The following is a 16,747-nucleotide window of genomic DNA, read 5'->3' as shown; positions in this document are numbered from 1 at the left end:
TAGAAGAATCTCTACTTTCTAGAACTACGATAGTCAAAGTTAATTAAGCATAAGGTAAAACAAATGCAAAATTATAGATCGATAGCGCTCATTGAACAGCACGGCCGAACACTTTAACCCGTAGTCCAGTTCTTTCATTGGGAACTAGGTAGAAACGCTCGGACCATATTACCGAGTATATACGAGTGATGATGTGTAAAATTATTATATTGGTAATATATCAAACTTTTAGTGTGCACGCAATCTAAATGTGAACATTTTTATTAAAATATTTTTTAATGTTCGTTTTTTAAATGGTAAATTAATTTTTTTATCCATTTTTAAGTAAAAAATAACGTTAAAAACTTATATTCTGAATACTGAACTAAATCCACCTACAACAACCGAGCTTTTACAAACAATTAAGCTTTCTTACTTCCGCCTTATATCGATCTGGAAGTCTTTTTCCCCTCGTATTACGAGATACAATGCGCCTCTATCCACTTCACAATTATTTCTTCCAGCGAGCTGAATCTTTTACGCGCCTTGCTAATACTCGTTGCGATTTTACTAATCTGTCTAACATCTGACGATAAAAGCAAGGATAATTGGCTTTCTCATCTTCGCTACTCACGTACAATTCAGCCATTGCGAAGTCTAACCCAACAGCATTTTTATCCTTCAAATAGTCTCTTTCATTCTAATTTCTGCATTTCTTTCAGCCGTTCTATATCCTTTTCTGAAGCTTTTTCTATTTTATACAATTCATAGCTACCCTTTATCTCATTTATCACTACAAATTCGATTTCATTCCGAACATAGCTTTTCGTTTTTCCTTTTTTATAACCAATAACATTATCTAATATAGTTTCCCCACTATCTTTTTTATATAAATTATAGCTAACAGGTGGACGACCAATTACATACTTATTATCAGAAAATCCGACTATATCATCCCTCCCTAATCCTGTCGAAACACTCCAGACAAACATAATCTGAAATATAGAATAAACAACAATACCGCATAAGAAAAAAAATAGAATTGATTTAAAAAATAACTTTACAGGTCTACTTCCCAAAAGACATTCCCTCCCATTTCACCTCAGGATAACAAGAACAGTACGTGAATTTTGTATGCTAAGACACCGAAGTTTTCATAATGTTCCAAAACCAGTTTAAATAGAGCATCCTTATCTCCAAAACTATCATAAAGAGTAGATTAGCTTATACCCTTCTTTTCATTAAGATCTAATATATATGTAGCATCATGACCTTTCTCCCAAAATAAATACATAGCTTTATTTAAAGCTTGCTCTTTATTAAAACTAATCTTTCTACCCATTAACCACACCCCCGTATTATATATTTTAGTATAAATATTTTGGAACGATAAGCCCGCAAAATATTTTGAAATTAAATCTTCCGTTAGAGGGCGCTTTAAAGGTTTATATAAATGTATTAATAAAAATCAAAAACACTTGAAGTTGACGTTGGGTCATTTTATATACTGTTAAGTAGCTACTATTTCGCAATTTCATAAAAGAAATTAGAAAAATAGGAGGTTTTTAGATGCAACAAGGCGATATTATTATTTATGGATGTGTCATTATAGGTGCAGGGATCGGACTGACATTGGATTATGCATTTCCTGGTGTACTAATTGGATTAGGATCAGGTTACTTACTTAAAAATCTTTTTAGTAAAGAAGAATAGATGTGGTATGAAGAAAATAATCGTTAACGATAAAATCTTAACGTTCAGAAAGGTAGGTTTATCAGTTGATACACATTAATAAAGTTGGAGAACTGGCAGGCGTTACAGTAAGGACACTGCGTTATTACGATAAAATCGGATTATTAAAACCAGCATCAAAAACAGAAGGTGGCCATCGTTTATATACAAATGAAGAAATAAAAAAACTACAGCAAGTTCAATTTTTAAAAAAAGTTGGATTTCCGTTACAAGAGATTAAAAATATGCTCGACTTCAATGAATGGGATTGGTCGGATAGTTTACAGAATCAATTATCTTATGTAATAAAAGAGCAGGAACATTTAAAGAAAATAGAATTATCCTTACGGGAATTGATAAATGGAATTGCGATAGAAGGAGAAGAAAGCTGGATTGCGATTCAGAAGATTATGCAATTATCCAGCAAAGATAAAGATATACAACAGTATTATCGCGAATCTGTATTTAAAGAAAAAGAAATAAAATTATTAGAAAAGGTTCCTAAAATGTCAAGTGACTGTTCTGATTCACTTGAATGGATTGCTCTCATCGGCCAGTTAAAACGTTATATGAAGGACGGTCCAAAGGCAACAAAAGTTCAAAATATCATGAGAAGAATGGAGGAAAAACGCTTAGAAGAATTTGAAGGTGAGGATGAATTTCTAAATAAGCTTTGGGAGATAAGGATGTCTCCCAAACAATCAGAGAAACTTAGTTTATACCCAATTGATCAAGATGTGCTTCAGTTTATGAACGAGGCATATGCCATTTTTATGAATGAAAAAAATAAGCCTGAGCCGAAATAAGGGGAAATCACGATGGGTACAGAACAACTTCTCCTAATAGGCGGATTAGCTATATTGGACACGCTAAGCCCTACTACAATAGGAGTAACAATATATCTACTTTTAACAGATAAAGAGCGTCTCACGAAACGTTTATTCGTTTATTTATTGACGGTAGCTGGATGTTATTTTGTTGTTGGAGTTTCACTCATGCTAGGGTTAAATTTTTTATTTGAGATTATTTCTGGCGTATTTCAAAACCGAATCGTAAGCTGGACATTATTTATTATTGGAGCCCTATTATTCATCGCAAGCTTTTATATTCCACCAAAGAAAAGTTCAAAGTTCCCTTCACCAAAATCAAATAGCATTCTTTCCATAATTGCGCTCGGATTCACTACTACATTAATTGAAGCGGGAACTGCATTTCCTTATTTTGTAGCAATTGGCATACTAACTACTTCTAATCTATCATGGGTAGAATGGTCTTCTATTTTAGCTGGATACAACTTTATTATGGTATTGCCCTCTCTCGTGCTATTTCTCTTCTATCTCCTGTTTGGTCGGTGGATGCAAAAACCTCTCGAGAGGCTTCGAATGAAAATCGCTAATCATTCAGGGTCAGCGCTGTCATGGATTATGTGTATAGTTGGCTTCCTCTTAATATTAAATAGCCTGGATTATTTGTAGAGTGTTGTATAATTGTTCTAACTTTATTTTGAGCCTACACCTATATTGATTTAGATAAAAGTTTTGAAGCGGAATATGAATTTATACTTCGAACCTTATACAAACACCCCTCTACAGAATTTAGTAGCATATCAGATTGAATAAGAGGATTTTCTATAGCGATCTAATAACAAAAGTTTATTATCTTACTATAGAATGTACAATCAGGGAGATGTGCTTGAACTTATACCTATTATTAATCTAAACCAATCCGTCTTTTACAGACAGTTACTCTCCTTTCCATCTCCCTCATATTCACTTAATGTTGATGCAGGGATCTTATGCGAGATAAAATTCGCACTTATCCAATTCACAATTATTTCTTCCAGCATCGGGTGAAGTGGCTTTCCCGCCCCTTCTTCATAATTCTTTTTAAACTCTAAAGCTCTGAACTCCCCTTCAAAACGTTTCAAACTATGATCCATATTTTTCACTACATGTACTTCAGAATCACCCTTCACATAATGATCAATTCGTTTCGCTTTTTCAGGATCAGCCTGAATATCTTTATCACCAGCAATAGCTAGCACTGGACATGTTACTTGTTGTAAATCTTTATAAATATCATGCTGAAAATGCTCTCTAAACCACTTTGCGTTCATCGGTTTAAAACCTACTTTAATTGTATCTTTTTCTGTATTCATCATTTTCTCTTTTATTTTTTCCATCTGCTTCTCTCCACGTTTCTCTACATTAAGAAGGCGCATGAGTTTTCCCTTTATTCCTTTTTGTTCTTTTAATTCTTTATAAGCAATCTCTCTTTGTCTTTTCGTAGCTTCTTCTAACGATTCCGCAGCTCCTGTAAGAAGTATGAGTCCATCAACTGGTGTTCTTGCGTTTACTACAGTTGCTAACATACCCCCTTCACTATGACCAACTAAAATGATATTTTCCGAATCAACAAATGGTTGTTCCTTTACATACGTAATCGTAGCCTCTATATCACTAACTAAATCCCACATTCCAGTCTTCAGAAATTCTCCCTCACTCTTTCCTACTCCGCGCTTATCAAAGCGGAGCGTTACTACTCCAAGCCTCGCTATTACATGTGCTAAATCTTTGTAAATATTCGACGCAAGCTTTAACGGTACAATCATTCCATCACGATCAATCTCTCCAGATCCAGCGATAATGACAACAGCAGCATACTTCCCGTCAGCTTTCGGTTTAGTAATCGTACCATGCAAAGTAAATTCACTATTTATCGCTACTTCATATTCATCAAAGATCATCATTTTGTCCCCCCTCTATTCTTTTATATCCAATTTAAATTTCAAACTCGCTATTATATTTTTGTACTCTCTTACATCTTTCATCGGAGCGAAAACTGGATTCTCTGCAATACTTTGTAACATGCTCCGCTTTATAATCTCTTCATTTCTAACCGTTTTAGCACCGAGTGGAAATTCTGCAAACCATTCATCAATCGCATCAAAATAGGAATCGCCATGTAAATGAAGGCTATTTAATGTGAAACTAGCTGCACAAACTGTTGCGTATTTCTGCAACATTTCTAATGCTCTTTCAAAATTTCCTTGCATACAATATACTTGTGCAGCAGCATAGTATACTTTTAAAGTCATATTGGGATGTAATGTTTCTATTTCATATATATCTATTAACATGAAAGCTCTATATAAAATTAACTCTACCTTTTCAGCGTTTGAAGCATTTACTACTACATAATTCGGTATTGTTGCAACGAGTTGTATTAAATGTTGATACATACTAATTTGCATTATTTTATTCGCTTTTTCAGTATTCCCAAGCATTTGATACGCCTGTGCGATTAGGTCTTCCGCTGGGACGTTAGGTCGTATCGTTTCGCCAAGCAATTGCAATACTTCATTCGGTTTATTGAGTATAAGATAGCAAGTTGCTTGAAACGATACCGCCTCTTTTACAAGAGAAACATCATCACTTTCTTCCTGCACCCTGCTAAAAAGGGACATTGCCTCTTCTAACATTTCAATTCTTTTATCCGTATCCTTTGTTAACATATGGTGGTTAATAAAAAGTAGTCCCATTTGAAGTAATAATGGAAAACAAGAATAATATTTTTTGATTATTTCTCTGCACTCCTTCATTACTTCATCAAACAGTTCTTCACTAAAAGCTTCCGCTAGTCTATGATATAAATCTCTAATATCTTCCTGTCCCATTTGCGGTGTATAACAGATTAGTTCATCTATACTTATATTAAAGTACGATGCTAACAGTGGTAAAAATGTAATATCCGGATAACTCTGCCCCGTCTCCCATTTGGAAACAGACGCCTTCGTAATACCGATATACGCCGCTAACTCTTCCTGTGTAATTCTCTTTTCTTTTCTCTTATCTGCAATTATTTTATGAATGTTTATCTCCTTCACATCATCACCTCATACTTTTATTATATGCTTTTATTTCATACAAAATATGGATTTGAAGTCGACTTTCGTTAACAAAATCAACTGTTAGGAAACATCTCTCTACAATGAAAGGCAGGAACATATTTGTGATATGTTCCTGCCTTTTTATTGTGGGATACCGATACATAGCCATCTAGCTAAGATTTTGAAGAGATAAAGGTATATACAATTAGCGAATATAATGTAAATAAATTTAAAGTCCCAGGTGCCGAAAAAGCCTATATAGAATTATAGCCATAACCCATTTCTGTCTTTACAATGATATATTAAATGCAAAAGGTAGGTAATTATATGATTGATAAAGCTAAACTAAATGCTCATAAATAATTGTAAAGAGATATTTTTTTTGATTAGGAGGACTTTATAACCGTAGCTTGAAAGTGATGTGGTGCTATACCTATTTTATTAAACTTGCAACATGTTTGCGATATCCTTACCCTATTCACTCCAACTTGCAACATGTTTCCGGTACCCTTGCTCAAATCATAACAAACGTAATATACCCGATTTTTAACATAATATTAAAAGCGGATATGCTTAATTGCATACCCACTTTTAAGAATAGTATACATTTCACCTATTCTACACTTTCTTCTTATTTATATACTTACCTTCGCTTCTCCAATATCCTGTTTTTTAATTAAATTTAAGTAAAAATGTGAGACAGTTGTATTGTAATAAGGAGAAATGAAAATAAATGATAGATTAAACGTAAACATTCCTATAAATGCAGCTAATAAAAACCAACCAATAAATGATAGCCAAAGAACAAATAATTTTAACTTTTGTCCTTTCATTATTCTTTTACTTTCTCTCAATGCTTCACTTGCTGTATAATCAGGATTCTCAACTAATATGTAATACGACATGGAATAAGAAAAATATTTAATAATACCTGGAACAATAAGTAATAGGCTCCATAAAAAAAGAAAAATAGCTTGCATCAAACCTAACTTCATTGATTTAAACAAATTATTCTTTTTAAATCCTGAAAATACATCGTCTACCTTAGCTTCTTCTTGTTTCCCTAAGTGTAAAGTAAAAACAGAATATCCATAATTAAAGATACCTTGTATAACACTGTAAATTAGGAAACATACCACCCCTAAACCAATATAACTGAGAATAAGTACAGCAAGTGCTACTGGATCTACTTGTAGTTGCCCACCTATTGAATAAATAAATAATGCATCAGGGCCAATTATCCCGATAAACAGTACGAATATTAAATACATAAAAAAGGCGATTGCTGATGCACTTAAGGTTGGTACAAAATAGAATAAAGCTGATACTCCTATACCTACCCCCCATTTCCCATCTAACGAATTCAATGCTGCTTTCTTTAAATTTCCGATCATACTTGTGTCCCCTTCTTTTTTCTTATTTTCCTTTACTGAAAAAATAAAAGAACTTGTAGCAAGGCCTCGCTACAAGTTCTTTTAGCCAAACACTTTAACTCATCAAAAAATCATTTATTCTACACAATCGGGGGTAATGCCTAAAATATAGTTTGTTAACATCATTATATAACATAATTATGAATTTTTGTTAAAAATTCTATATATTTAGATAAATACCCCTCCACTTTTTTACCTATTTTTTCATTTAGTTTTATCTATTGAAAATTCGTAAAAAGCATCTATTACAATTATATGGTATCTCGCTTCATATAATTTTGTTTGGTATTTTGTTGCTTTTTTATACTTCCTGGGACATCAGCATTCTTCAAAATAATCAAATGTGATTCGTACGATCCTTACGTTATTTGAATTACGAGTTAGATTTAGTTCTCGACATGATTCCTCTTTTAGTAATAACATAATTCTCTGGTAAGCAATTTATGTCTGGATGATTTTCGCAACGTGAAAAAAGCTCTTTTAAATCTCGTTGAAAATCACTACGTGGACGCTTTGGTTCTGCAATTCCCCATTTATCCATGCACTCTAGAATCAAAGATTGAGCCTCCGGATATATCCTTACAGTTTCAAGAAGACAGCCTACTGCCACTGAGCGGGTAGGTTCCTCGTATGTTTTCTTCAGTTTATCTACACAGCTTGTAGTCATGTGCCAAAGCCATACGTGATAAGTTTGATTACTATCAGGGATAGGTGTATCAAAGAATCCCCTGCGAATGCATGCCCATAAAGCTAGTATACTATTATTAGTGAGAGTAGCAGATTCGTGGTTCTTAACATTGATGACTAGTGAACTTATATGATTAGATATATTAGTGCCTCTTTCAGCCAATCTCCTCCATATACTACAAATGAACTCTTTTGTCGGTATATCCTGTCTATAATAATCCGATAACACCAACTCTTCTACTTCCGGTGGCAACGAAACGTTTAAGGAAATTAATTTATCCAACATCACAGCTGCCCGGTACTGAACATAGCGTTCAGAATCTAACATATCTCGTTCCTTCTTGTCAATATACAATAATCTTGTGATTTGCGTAACGTATGGTTGCAAATCAGCGTCCCTACTCAAACTTTCATAAGCCACTTCTAACAAATCAGCAATTAATTCAGGGTTGTTCATTTGAGTGTAAACACCCTTATCATGCTTGGCATGACATAAGCTCTCGATATAGCTAACTATCCAATTTGCAGCTTTCGACGTTTCACCAAATGACAGTATAAAGTCAGCAAAGCTACTCTTCATACTTTGGCGTTGAATAGATTCCTCAGAAACAAATTGCTGCAGCTTATCCAAAATAATATCATCTTTTAACATATCAAATACAGATCCCCCTTCACTGACCAGTAAAATTAGGTTTTTCAGATACTAAACTTATCGCTAGTCTCTTCATCCCTATACACTTTACCTTATTTTAGTAATTATTGATGTAACAACTAAATAGTAACACATATTGGAACAGTTCTGCGAAACGCCCTCATAAAGTCTAGCACATCACCAATTTTAAATTAAGACACTCCCCTACCAGAAACCTTAGTGTTCACAAATAATAAAAATATTTTAATCCCGCCCTAAATTTAGAACGGGGTTATGCTTGTTTTTAGGTTTTAAAATTTAATAGCTTTAATGTCTTTTTACATTTTGATCATCCTTTATTTAACTTCTAAAGTTTAGTATTTTGTTGTTTTTTCATACTCCCAGGGATACCGTCAGCATTTTCCAAAATAATCTATGCTATACGGAAAAATAAAATAAGCTGCCCATGTGAACAGCTTACTTACATAATTATCGTTATCAGTAGCAAAAAAATATATAAAAAAGGATAATCAGTCCCCATAATGAGCTAATTATCCTTTAAAACTAGAACTTCTTTCCCTATGTATAATCATTTCGTTATTTCACCAAACTGCGCTCTCGTCACTTTTGCCAAATCATCCACTTTCAGCTCAATTTGTATACCAATTTTCCCGCCGCTTACTATCATCGTTTCAAGCGATTGCGCACTCTCATCAATGCATGTTGAAAATAACTTCTTCATTCCGACTGGTGAACAACCACCGCGAATATACCCTGATACTTTCGTAATATCTTTCACAGGAATCATTTCAATTTTCTTTTCACCAACTAATTTTGCTGCTGCTTTCAAGTTCAGTTCTTCATCTACCGGAATGATAAACACATGATAATTTTTACTATTCCCTTGAGCGATTAACGTTTTATATACTTCTCTCACTTCTCGTCCAATTTTCTCAGCTACTGATACGCCATCAATTTTTCCATCGTCTGGATCATATGACATCATCGAATATTCGACTTTCTCTTTATCTAATATTCGCATCGCATTTGTTTTATCTTTTTTCATAGCGGTCTCCTTAAAAGATTATTTCATATTATTAAGTTTTCTTTTATTATACACCCTTTTCCATTTCACCTGCATAACTTCACATTTTTGTAGATATATTTATGCATCATCCTACAAAGATTTTATTTCCCATTAAATTTAAAATCACATAGACAAAATCGACATCGAGCCTTCAAACGGAAGGCTCGATGTCGATTTTTCATTTAACGTCTAAACTCTTTATTAAATATTTTATCCCTGCCTGTAATGACTTCTGGACCGACTGCATTAATAGCAGTTACTAAAATATGTTCTCCTCCAATAGGTCCACCGACTCTTGTTTCAAATCCAAAAGTCCCACCAGCATGCCCCCAATACGATTGTCCGTCTGATGTTTTCTCTTCATAAATTCCTAGTCCAACCTTACCTATAGGCGAATCTACTGTTGTGAACATCTGATCCATTAGCTCTTGATTTAAGAGCTTCCCACCCAACAGTGCACTGAAGAATGTAGTCAAATCTTCCACTGTTGAAACCATATCTCCAGCTGCATTTGCCCATGACTGATTAATTTCTGTCAAATCATATAAACGACCTGATCTATCCATATTATATCCATTCGCATGCTTACCCGGTATGTGCGAACTTGCTTCCATTACGAATGTCTCTTTTAACCCGAGCGGTTCAATAAATCTTTTTCTAATTTGCTCCGCATACGTATCCCCTGTTACCTTCCGAATAATTTCCCCGGCTATAACAGTATTTGTGTTTGAATAGTTCCAGCCCTCCCCTGGTGCAAATACAGGCGGCTTTGCAAGTGCTAAACTTATGAGCTCATCGGTACTATAATAACGAAATGGGTTTTGAGGCAATGTAATATCCCGCATATCTAAATCAGTATATGCTGCAATCCCACTTGTATGGTTTAATAACTGACGAATTGTAATTTTACTCCCATCATATCCGTTACCCTGTATAACTCCCGGCAACCATTTTTCAACTGTATCATCAAGGTTTAATTGTTTCTCTTCAGCCAATTGCAGTACAACAGAAGCAGTGAAAGTCTTCGTTATGCTCCCGATACGGAACGAAAAATTCGGTTCTACAGGGCGTGGCATCTCATAACTAGCTGTTCCTGTCGCATACGACCAACGCTTTCCGTCCTTTAATCCGCCAGCTATAACACTAGGAATTTTTTTATTCGTTACTACTTGATCCATTACATTTTGTACTTCTTCTCGATGTTTACTTTTCTTTTCCTTATCAGTGGGTTCCTTTTTTGATTTTGCTGCAAATTCTGAAGCTAAAATATTATTAATCTGTTTCTCTGCGCCTAATACATTAATATTTATCGAGATAACATGCTGACCATCTTTCGTTCCACCAGCAAAGTTAGTAAAACCAGGGATACCACCACCATGTCCCCATACTTCAGTACCATCTGGTAATTTTGTTGCGTGAATACCAAGTCCATACTTTCCTAATGGGGTATCTACTGTGTGAGTCATCATCTCCTTCTGTATTTCCGGTGTTAGTAATTTACCACCTAATAAGGCACGGAAGAACGTTGTCATATCTTCTCCTGTCGAAATCATTTCACCACTAGCATTAGCAAATGAGGGATTAAACAAAGTAATATCTACTAATTTATCTCCCATATTTAAATAGCCACGGGCATTTTTTTTCGGAATATCCATTGAGCTTCCAGGAAGTACCGTTTCTTTTAAACTAAGAGGATCAATAATTCGTTTTTGTATCTGCTCAGCATATGATTCCCCTGTTACTTTCTGAATAATTAATCCAATAATGACCATATTCGTATTCGAGTATGACCATCCTTTTACTGGTTCTAATTGTAAGGCACGAGAAATTAATTGTTCCGCTGTATAATTCTCACTTGGATTCTCTATTAATTTCTCTTTAAGATCTGGAGTCAAGTAATCAGCAATTCCGCTTGTATGATTTAATAGTTGGCGAATCGTAATTTTGCTGCCATCATAGCCTTTCCCTTTAATAAGTCCTGGCAACCATTTCTCTACCGTATCATCAAGACTTAACTTCTTTTCACCCGCAAGCTGCAATACTACTGTAGCTACAAAGGTCTTCGTTGTGCTCCCAATTCTAAAAGTAGAATCAGCATCTACTTTATGATTTCTCTCAATATTACCTTCCCCAGAAGCATATGCCCAACTTGCCCCTCCATTTTTCACAGTAACAATAACTCCTGGAATATCCTTTACATCGGCAGCTTTATCAATAACTTGTTCAATTGATGTCCTTTTGTTTACCGCATGTACGTTTTCATAAGAAGGTATTGCTAATGCTCCAACCAATATTGCTCCTGTTAAAGTAAGGACTGTTCCTTTTTTTAAGATAAATGACTTCATTATGCATCGCTCCTATTATTTTAAATTTTTCTGTTGCCTCACTCCCTCACCTTACCTTCAATATTGTTAAATCACATAGTGACAAAACGTTTTAATTTATTTTTGACGCTTTATGCAAAAATGTCATATAAAACATGTGACAAACTGTCAACTGCTTCATATGACATACTTTGTTGACTGTTTTTCTATTGACGATTTCAAAGATATGTTACATGATGAATCTGAATCATTGATAATTAATCTTAAAATACAAGTAGGTGCTTAATTTATGTTCTCATTCACAAAAGAATGGATTTGGTATGACTGGATATTTGTGCTCATACGAACATTTTGGCTAATTGTTATTATCAGCGCTAATTTTATGTTTCCAACATCCATTCATACATCAAGTATGATTGTACTTTCTCTCACTTTTGTCGTTTACCTTGTACCATTAATTATTCGATATAAGAAACCAGAATGGTACCCTGCATTCGATATTATCACTGCGGGTTGTTTTTATCTTTACTTAGCATCCATAGCTCCAAATTTACTTTGGTCTTTCATTTTACTCGTAATCATTATTGGACTATGTAGTAATCAAAATAATTACATATGGAGCGGTATTTTTTGTGGATTTGCATTCCCGCTATTGAATGCTTGGATTGCCAACCGACCGCCATATGAACTAATCGTTAGTTGTAGTCTCGGTTTTGCCATTGGCATCTCTTTTAATATATTAATTCAGTATCATAAGCAATCTCGAATTATTGAAGAGCAAAAACTACTATTAGAGCAACATATTAAAAGGATTGAAGAGCTTACTTTAATAGAAGAGCGTAATCGACTGTCACATGAACTACATGACACAATTGGTCATACACTTACTTCTCTCATCGCTGGCGTCACATCACTAAGATCATCAGTACCGGATTCACAGTCTGAACGAATTGATTCCCTTATCAGTATTGCTCAGCATAGTCTAAATGATATTCGAAAGCATCTACATGAGCTATCTCATAATCCACTTAATAATTCATTAAGTGAATCACTACAACAATTAACAGATGAATTTATGAAATCTACAGGTACAACCGTTACATTTCGTATGATCGGAAACGAGACCCTTGTAATGCAAAAAGTGAATTTTTGCCTATACCGTTGTCTTCAAGAGTCGTTAACAAATGCTGTTCGGCACGGTAAAGCGAGCAACATATCCGTTCAACTACATTTCGACGACCAACAACTTCGATTGCAAATTGAAGATAACGGGATTGGAATGAAAGAAATTCAATTTGGCTTTGGACTCAGTGGAATGAAAGAGCGACTTGAACAAGTTCAGGGGACATTATCGGTTCAGTCTAATGTTGAACAGGGAACATTAATTGTTTGTAATATTCCATTACAAACAAAACCTGTACATGACATAATTCGCTTATTGGTCGTTGATGATCAGGCACTTATTACAAATAGTTTAGAGCAAATTTTAGAGAACCAAAATGATTTTATTGTTGCTGGGAAGGCATACGATGGATCTGAGGCATTACTATTATGTGAACAATTACAACCTGACATTGTACTAATGGACATTCAGATGCCAGAAATGAATGGTATTGAGGCTTTACTAAAAATGAAGCGACGTTGGCCTAATATGAAGATTGTACTTATGACAACATTTGAAGATTCCTTACAAGCATCAACTGCACTAGAGCATGGAGCTGAAGGTTACATGTTGAAATCTATTCATCCACAAGAAATGAAGGAGGCCTTGAAACTTATTTATAACGGTGGAACTTGGATTGACCAATCAGTTGCTACACGCATTTTTGAAGAAATGAAACTTCAACGTGAGCAATTAGCGAAAATCAAATCAACTAAACAAACTTTTCCATACGGACTTACAAAACGGGAAATGGAAATTTTAGAACATTTATCAAACGGATTACGCTATAAATCTATTGCAGCTAAGCTATTTTTATCTGAAGGAACAATCCGTAATTACTGCTCAAATCTCTATTCAAAACTAGGTGTTAACAATCGTGAAGAAGCGATAAAAATGGCACGAACAGAAAACATCTTGTAGGCAATGTGCAATGAATACATTTCGCTTCAAAACTAAAAATATTGATAATTCAAAAATCATCTGATATAATTTGAAAAAACTTATGTTAAGGAGAGATTTGTCATGCGAAATGTTAATACTTCTTTCCAACTTCATCATCATACGTAACGCCGTGTATCCGAAGAAAAATTTTTCTTCGTGGGTACAGGGCTTTTCCTGTTGACCCACGAAGCGTTCATAAAGCTATGTGGGTATTTTTATACCTGCATAGCTTTTTTTAATTTAAAAAGGAGTGATTACAATGGAAATGAAAAATGTAAAAGGAACGAAAGACTATTTACCAGAGGAACAAGTGTTGCGAAATAAAATTAAAAGAGCTTGTGAAGACACGTTTGAACGATACGGATGTAAACCGTTAGAAACACCAACGTTAAATATGTATGAGCTTATGTCTTACAAGTACGGCGGTGGCGATGAAATTTTAAAAGAAATTTATACGCTTCAAGATCAAGGAAAACGTGACCTTGCCTTACGCTACGATTTAACAATTCCATTCGCAAAAGTCGTGGCAATGAATCCGAACATTCGCCTTCCTTTTAAACGGTATGAAATTGGAAAAGTATTTCGAGATGGGCCAATTAAACAAGGAAGATTTCGTGAGTTTATTCAATGTGACGTTGATATAGTCGGTGTAGAATCAGTCATGGCAGAAGCGGAACTTATGAGCATGGCATTTGAACTGTTCCGAACGTTAAACTTAGAAGTAACAATCCAATATAATAATCGAAAATTGTTAAACGGTATTCTCCAGTCCATTAACATCCCTAGTGAACTAACGAGTGACGTAATTTTATCATTAGACAAAATCGAAAAAATTGGGATTGATGGTGTACGAAAAGATGTATTAGAGCGCGGAATTACTGAAGAAATGGCTGATACGATATGTAATACCGTTTTATCTTGTCTAAAGCTTTCAATTGCTGACTTTAAAGAAGCTTTCAATACTCCACTCGTTGCCGAAGGAGTAAACGAATTACAACAATTACAACAATATTTGATTGCCCTTGGAATAAATGAGAATGCTATATTCAATCCATTTTTAGCACGAGGACTTACAATGTACACAGGCACCGTATATGAAATCTTTCTAAAAGACGGCTCGATTACATCCAGCATCGGTAGCGGCGGTCGATACGATAATATTATTGGGGCATTCCGTGGCGATAATATGAGCTATCCAACAGTCGGTATCTCATTCGGTTTAGACGTTATTTATACAGCACTCTCACAGAAAGAAACGATATCATCTACAGCGGATGTATTTATCATCCCACTCGGGACAGAATTACAATGCTTACAAATTGCCCAGCAATTACGTTCTACCACTTCCTTAAAAGTCGAACTCGAACTAGCAGGACGCAAATTAAAACGTGCCCTTAATTACGCAAATAAAGAGAATATCCCTTATGTGCTTATTATTGGAGAAGAAGAACTTAATACAGAAACCGTTATGCTACGGAATATGAAGGAAGGTAGTGAGGTGAAGGTTCCCCTTTCTTCTTTAAGTAGTTATTTATAATACGAATCACCCTCGTTTGGGTGGTTTTTCTATTTTATAGATTACGAAACAATTAGTTAACATAAAATAATTATATTCTACTAAAAACCACAAGTATTTAATATCCAATTACCTATTATTTTTGGTAATATATAGATATGGATTGTTTTAGAAGGATTTACTTTGAAAACCTACATACAAGCACTAAAGTGGACTACAGGGATCTATCATATTTTATTACGTCCTTGTTATTATTTATTTCCAAGTCTTGTTAACCTATATGGGATACCTTTGCTACTATTGATTGCTTTACATATCACTACTATTTTATTAGCTAAAAAAGCAGGCATGAATACGTACCCTCATTATATCGGTATTATCGTTACTCTAGTTGCCTTCTTTCCTTATATAGAAATGGTTCTACATATTATAGCAGCCATTTTCCTTTTATTAGATGCTGCTTCCACAAATAAAAAAGAAGTGTATGATTCATAGCTGGATAATATAAAACTTTAATCAGTAAAGTTTTGAATTAGGTTAGCAAATCACAAAATCATCTCACAAACTAAGCTTATTACTAACACCCAAAAAGGATTTACTTTTTAAGTAAATCCTTTTTTATTTAAACTTGCATTTCTTACTCCAGACAAATAAAAGAATATTCTGTTTTATTTTTATAAAATTCTAAATATTTACAATGAACTCCGATTAACATACATTTTAGTTATGCAAAAAATCTAAGTTTAAAGGAGATGAATTCATGTTTAAAAAATTAATAGTAGGTGCAGCAGTAGCCATTACAGCATTAACTGGCGGAATGGGGTCAGTATCAGCTAGTACCGAAAAGGATTATTCGATTAGCTCTTTTGAATATGTAACTGTAGATGAAAAGACTGTAGATTTGTTTAACAAATTGGGTGCTCCATCTAAGGAGGACGTAAAAATAACTGTAGTTCTACCGAAACAAAATCAAAATGGAGACTGGTTATCTTATGGATTTTCGAACAAAGAAAGTTTAGATTCTTTTATTGAAAAAGACAAACAAAGGTTGAATAATACAATCAATCCCCTTGGTGTTGGAGGGAGCGGACCTAATAGTACAGATTTCTATGAACATGCAAATAAAGGTGGCGAGTATTTTTCTCTTAGTAGCGGTTTTAAAAATTTGCCTCCTAATTGGCAAAATAGAATTTCTTCTGTAAGTACAGCATCCCCTACTGCTAGCTATTCGACAACGCTATGGGATCGTACTTCAACTGAAGGATATGGTAAAGGTATCGTCTTCAAACACTCTGATTGGTATGGTAAAACTGTAAACTTGAATGACTTTGCAATTTCAGCAGTTGAAGTTAAAAAGTAAAAAATA

The 16,747-nt window shown here is 34.4% G+C and carries 14 protein-coding genes, 2 pseudogenes and 1 riboswitch; of the genes and pseudogenes, 7 read left to right on the top strand and 9 right to left on the bottom strand.

Annotated elements, in window-relative coordinates; genetic code table 11:
- Window positions 1-101 precede the first annotated feature (101 nt).
- A riboswitch (purine riboswitch) is annotated at window positions 102-205 on the bottom strand.
- Between the two features lie 288 nt (window positions 206-493).
- The 3 genes and pseudogenes from AC3WTA_RS18905 to AC3WTA_RS18895 form a co-directional block, all read right to left on the bottom strand.
- A pseudogene (locus AC3WTA_RS18905) lies at window positions 494-655 on the bottom strand (RNA-guided endonuclease TnpB family protein); the annotation flags it as partial.
- A 19-nt stretch (window positions 656-674) separates the two neighbouring features.
- Window positions 675-1,058: a hypothetical protein gene (locus tag AC3WTA_RS18900; RefSeq protein ID WP_002096432.1), complete on the bottom strand. Its 384-nt coding sequence runs from the start codon at window positions 1,056-1,058 to the stop codon at window positions 675-677.
- Window positions 1,059-1,093: 35 nt separating this feature from the next.
- Window positions 1,094-1,321 (bottom strand): annotated as a pseudogene (locus tag AC3WTA_RS18895) (TetR/AcrR family transcriptional regulator); the annotation flags it as partial.
- Window positions 1,322-1,548: 227 nt separating this feature from the next.
- Here AC3WTA_RS18895 and AC3WTA_RS18890 point away from each other — a divergent pair.
- The 3 genes from AC3WTA_RS18890 (at window position 1,549) to AC3WTA_RS18880 (ending at window position 3,185) form a co-directional block, all read left to right on the top strand.
- Window positions 1,549-1,692 (top strand): hypothetical protein, encoded by a 144-nt coding sequence (locus tag AC3WTA_RS18890; RefSeq protein ID WP_001183897.1) that lies wholly within the window; start codon window positions 1,549-1,551, stop codon window positions 1,690-1,692.
- Between the two features lie 65 nt (window positions 1,693-1,757).
- Complete coding sequence (locus tag AC3WTA_RS18885; protein WP_000581359.1) at window positions 1,758-2,516, top strand: MerR family transcriptional regulator; 759 nt, start codon at window positions 1,758-1,760, stop codon at window positions 2,514-2,516.
- A gap of 12 nt (window positions 2,517-2,528) precedes the next feature.
- Window positions 2,529-3,185 carry a GAP family protein gene (locus AC3WTA_RS18880; protein WP_078183052.1) on the top strand — a complete coding sequence of 219 codons (657 nt, stop codon included), beginning with the start codon at window positions 2,529-2,531 and terminating at the stop codon, window positions 3,183-3,185.
- A gap of 257 nt (window positions 3,186-3,442) precedes the next feature.
- Here the strand turns inward: AC3WTA_RS18880 and AC3WTA_RS18875 are convergent, their stop codons facing one another.
- The 6 genes from AC3WTA_RS18875 to AC3WTA_RS18850 form a co-directional block, all read right to left on the bottom strand.
- On the bottom strand, window positions 3,443-4,459 hold the full coding sequence (locus tag AC3WTA_RS18875) for an alpha/beta hydrolase family protein (protein ID WP_327965525.1): 1,017 nt from the start codon (window positions 4,457-4,459) through the stop codon (window positions 3,443-3,445).
- A gap of 12 nt (window positions 4,460-4,471) precedes the next feature.
- Window positions 4,472-5,596, bottom strand: a complete 1,125-nt coding sequence (locus AC3WTA_RS18870) for a helix-turn-helix domain-containing protein (RefSeq protein WP_000659031.1) — start codon at window positions 5,594-5,596, stop codon at window positions 4,472-4,474.
- A 638-nt stretch (window positions 5,597-6,234) separates the two neighbouring features.
- Window positions 6,235-6,993, bottom strand: coding sequence for a DUF975 family protein (locus AC3WTA_RS18865; RefSeq protein WP_000579983.1), 759 nt, complete (start codon window positions 6,991-6,993; stop codon window positions 6,235-6,237).
- 412 nt (window positions 6,994-7,405) lie between these two features.
- On the bottom strand, window positions 7,406-8,371 hold the full coding sequence (locus tag AC3WTA_RS18860; protein ID WP_000910100.1) for a hypothetical protein: 966 nt from the start codon (window positions 8,369-8,371) through the stop codon (window positions 7,406-7,408).
- A gap of 568 nt (window positions 8,372-8,939) precedes the next feature.
- The gene (ybaK, locus tag AC3WTA_RS18855) at window positions 8,940-9,416 is read right to left on the bottom strand and encodes a Cys-tRNA(Pro) deacylase (protein ID WP_000710893.1); all 477 of its coding nucleotides are present in this window, start codon (window positions 9,414-9,416) and stop codon (window positions 8,940-8,942) included.
- 203 nt (window positions 9,417-9,619) lie between these two features.
- Window positions 9,620-11,782 carry a serine hydrolase domain-containing protein gene (locus tag AC3WTA_RS18850; RefSeq protein WP_000834552.1) on the bottom strand — a complete coding sequence of 721 codons (2,163 nt, stop codon included), beginning with the start codon at window positions 11,780-11,782 and terminating at the stop codon, window positions 9,620-9,622.
- Between the two features lie 268 nt (window positions 11,783-12,050).
- On the opposite strand from AC3WTA_RS18850, the gene AC3WTA_RS18845 reads away from it, so the two are divergent.
- The 4 genes from AC3WTA_RS18845 (at window position 12,051) to AC3WTA_RS18830 (ending at window position 16,741) form a co-directional block, all read left to right on the top strand.
- Complete coding sequence (locus tag AC3WTA_RS18845; RefSeq protein WP_000490861.1) at window positions 12,051-13,844, top strand: hybrid sensor histidine kinase/response regulator transcription factor; 1,794 nt, start codon at window positions 12,051-12,053, stop codon at window positions 13,842-13,844.
- Between the two features lie 280 nt (window positions 13,845-14,124).
- The gene (locus tag AC3WTA_RS18840; RefSeq protein ID WP_000425318.1) at window positions 14,125-15,402 is read left to right on the top strand and encodes a histidine--tRNA ligase; all 1,278 of its coding nucleotides are present in this window, start codon (window positions 14,125-14,127) and stop codon (window positions 15,400-15,402) included.
- Between the two features lie 162 nt (window positions 15,403-15,564).
- Window positions 15,565-15,876: a hypothetical protein gene (locus AC3WTA_RS18835; RefSeq protein ID WP_000860705.1), complete on the top strand. Its 312-nt coding sequence runs from the start codon at window positions 15,565-15,567 to the stop codon at window positions 15,874-15,876.
- 265 nt (window positions 15,877-16,141) lie between these two features.
- Complete coding sequence (locus tag AC3WTA_RS18830) at window positions 16,142-16,741, top strand: hypothetical protein (protein ID WP_000473710.1); 600 nt, start codon at window positions 16,142-16,144, stop codon at window positions 16,739-16,741.
- The last annotated feature ends 6 nt before the right edge of the window (window positions 16,742-16,747 follow it).

The sequence above is a fragment of the Bacillus sp. EB106-07-01-XG149 genome (assembly GCF_058791555.1).
The sequence above is the reverse complement of the archived record's forward strand: the minus strand, read 5'-3'. Positions and strand labels throughout refer to the sequence as shown.

What these genes read in the sequence shown, in the direction of transcription:
- ybaK (WP_000710893.1), bottom strand. Translation starts at nt 9,416, where the DNA reads ATGAAAAAAGATAAAACAAATGCGATGCGAATATTAGATAAAGAGAAA.
- AC3WTA_RS18845 (WP_000490861.1), top strand. Translation starts at nt 12,051, where the DNA reads ATGTTCTCATTCACAAAAGAATGGATTTGGTATGACTGGATATTTGTG.
- AC3WTA_RS18890 (WP_001183897.1), top strand. Translation starts at nt 1,549, where the DNA reads ATGCAACAAGGCGATATTATTATTTATGGATGTGTCATTATAGGTGCA.
- AC3WTA_RS18830 (WP_000473710.1), top strand. Translation starts at nt 16,142, where the DNA reads ATGTTTAAAAAATTAATAGTAGGTGCAGCAGTAGCCATTACAGCATTA.
- AC3WTA_RS18880 (WP_078183052.1), top strand. Translation starts at nt 2,529, where the DNA reads ATGGGTACAGAACAACTTCTCCTAATAGGCGGATTAGCTATATTGGAC.
- AC3WTA_RS18860 (WP_000910100.1), bottom strand. Translation starts at nt 8,371, where the DNA reads ATGTTAAAAGATGATATTATTTTGGATAAGCTGCAGCAATTTGTTTCT.
- AC3WTA_RS18840 (WP_000425318.1), top strand. Translation starts at nt 14,125, where the DNA reads ATGGAAATGAAAAATGTAAAAGGAACGAAAGACTATTTACCAGAGGAA.
- AC3WTA_RS18850 (WP_000834552.1), bottom strand. Translation starts at nt 11,782, where the DNA reads ATGAAGTCATTTATCTTAAAAAAAGGAACAGTCCTTACTTTAACAGGA.
- AC3WTA_RS18865 (WP_000579983.1), bottom strand. Translation starts at nt 6,993, where the DNA reads ATGATCGGAAATTTAAAGAAAGCAGCATTGAATTCGTTAGATGGGAAA.
- AC3WTA_RS18875 (WP_327965525.1), bottom strand. Translation starts at nt 4,459, where the DNA reads ATGATGATCTTTGATGAATATGAAGTAGCGATAAATAGTGAATTTACT.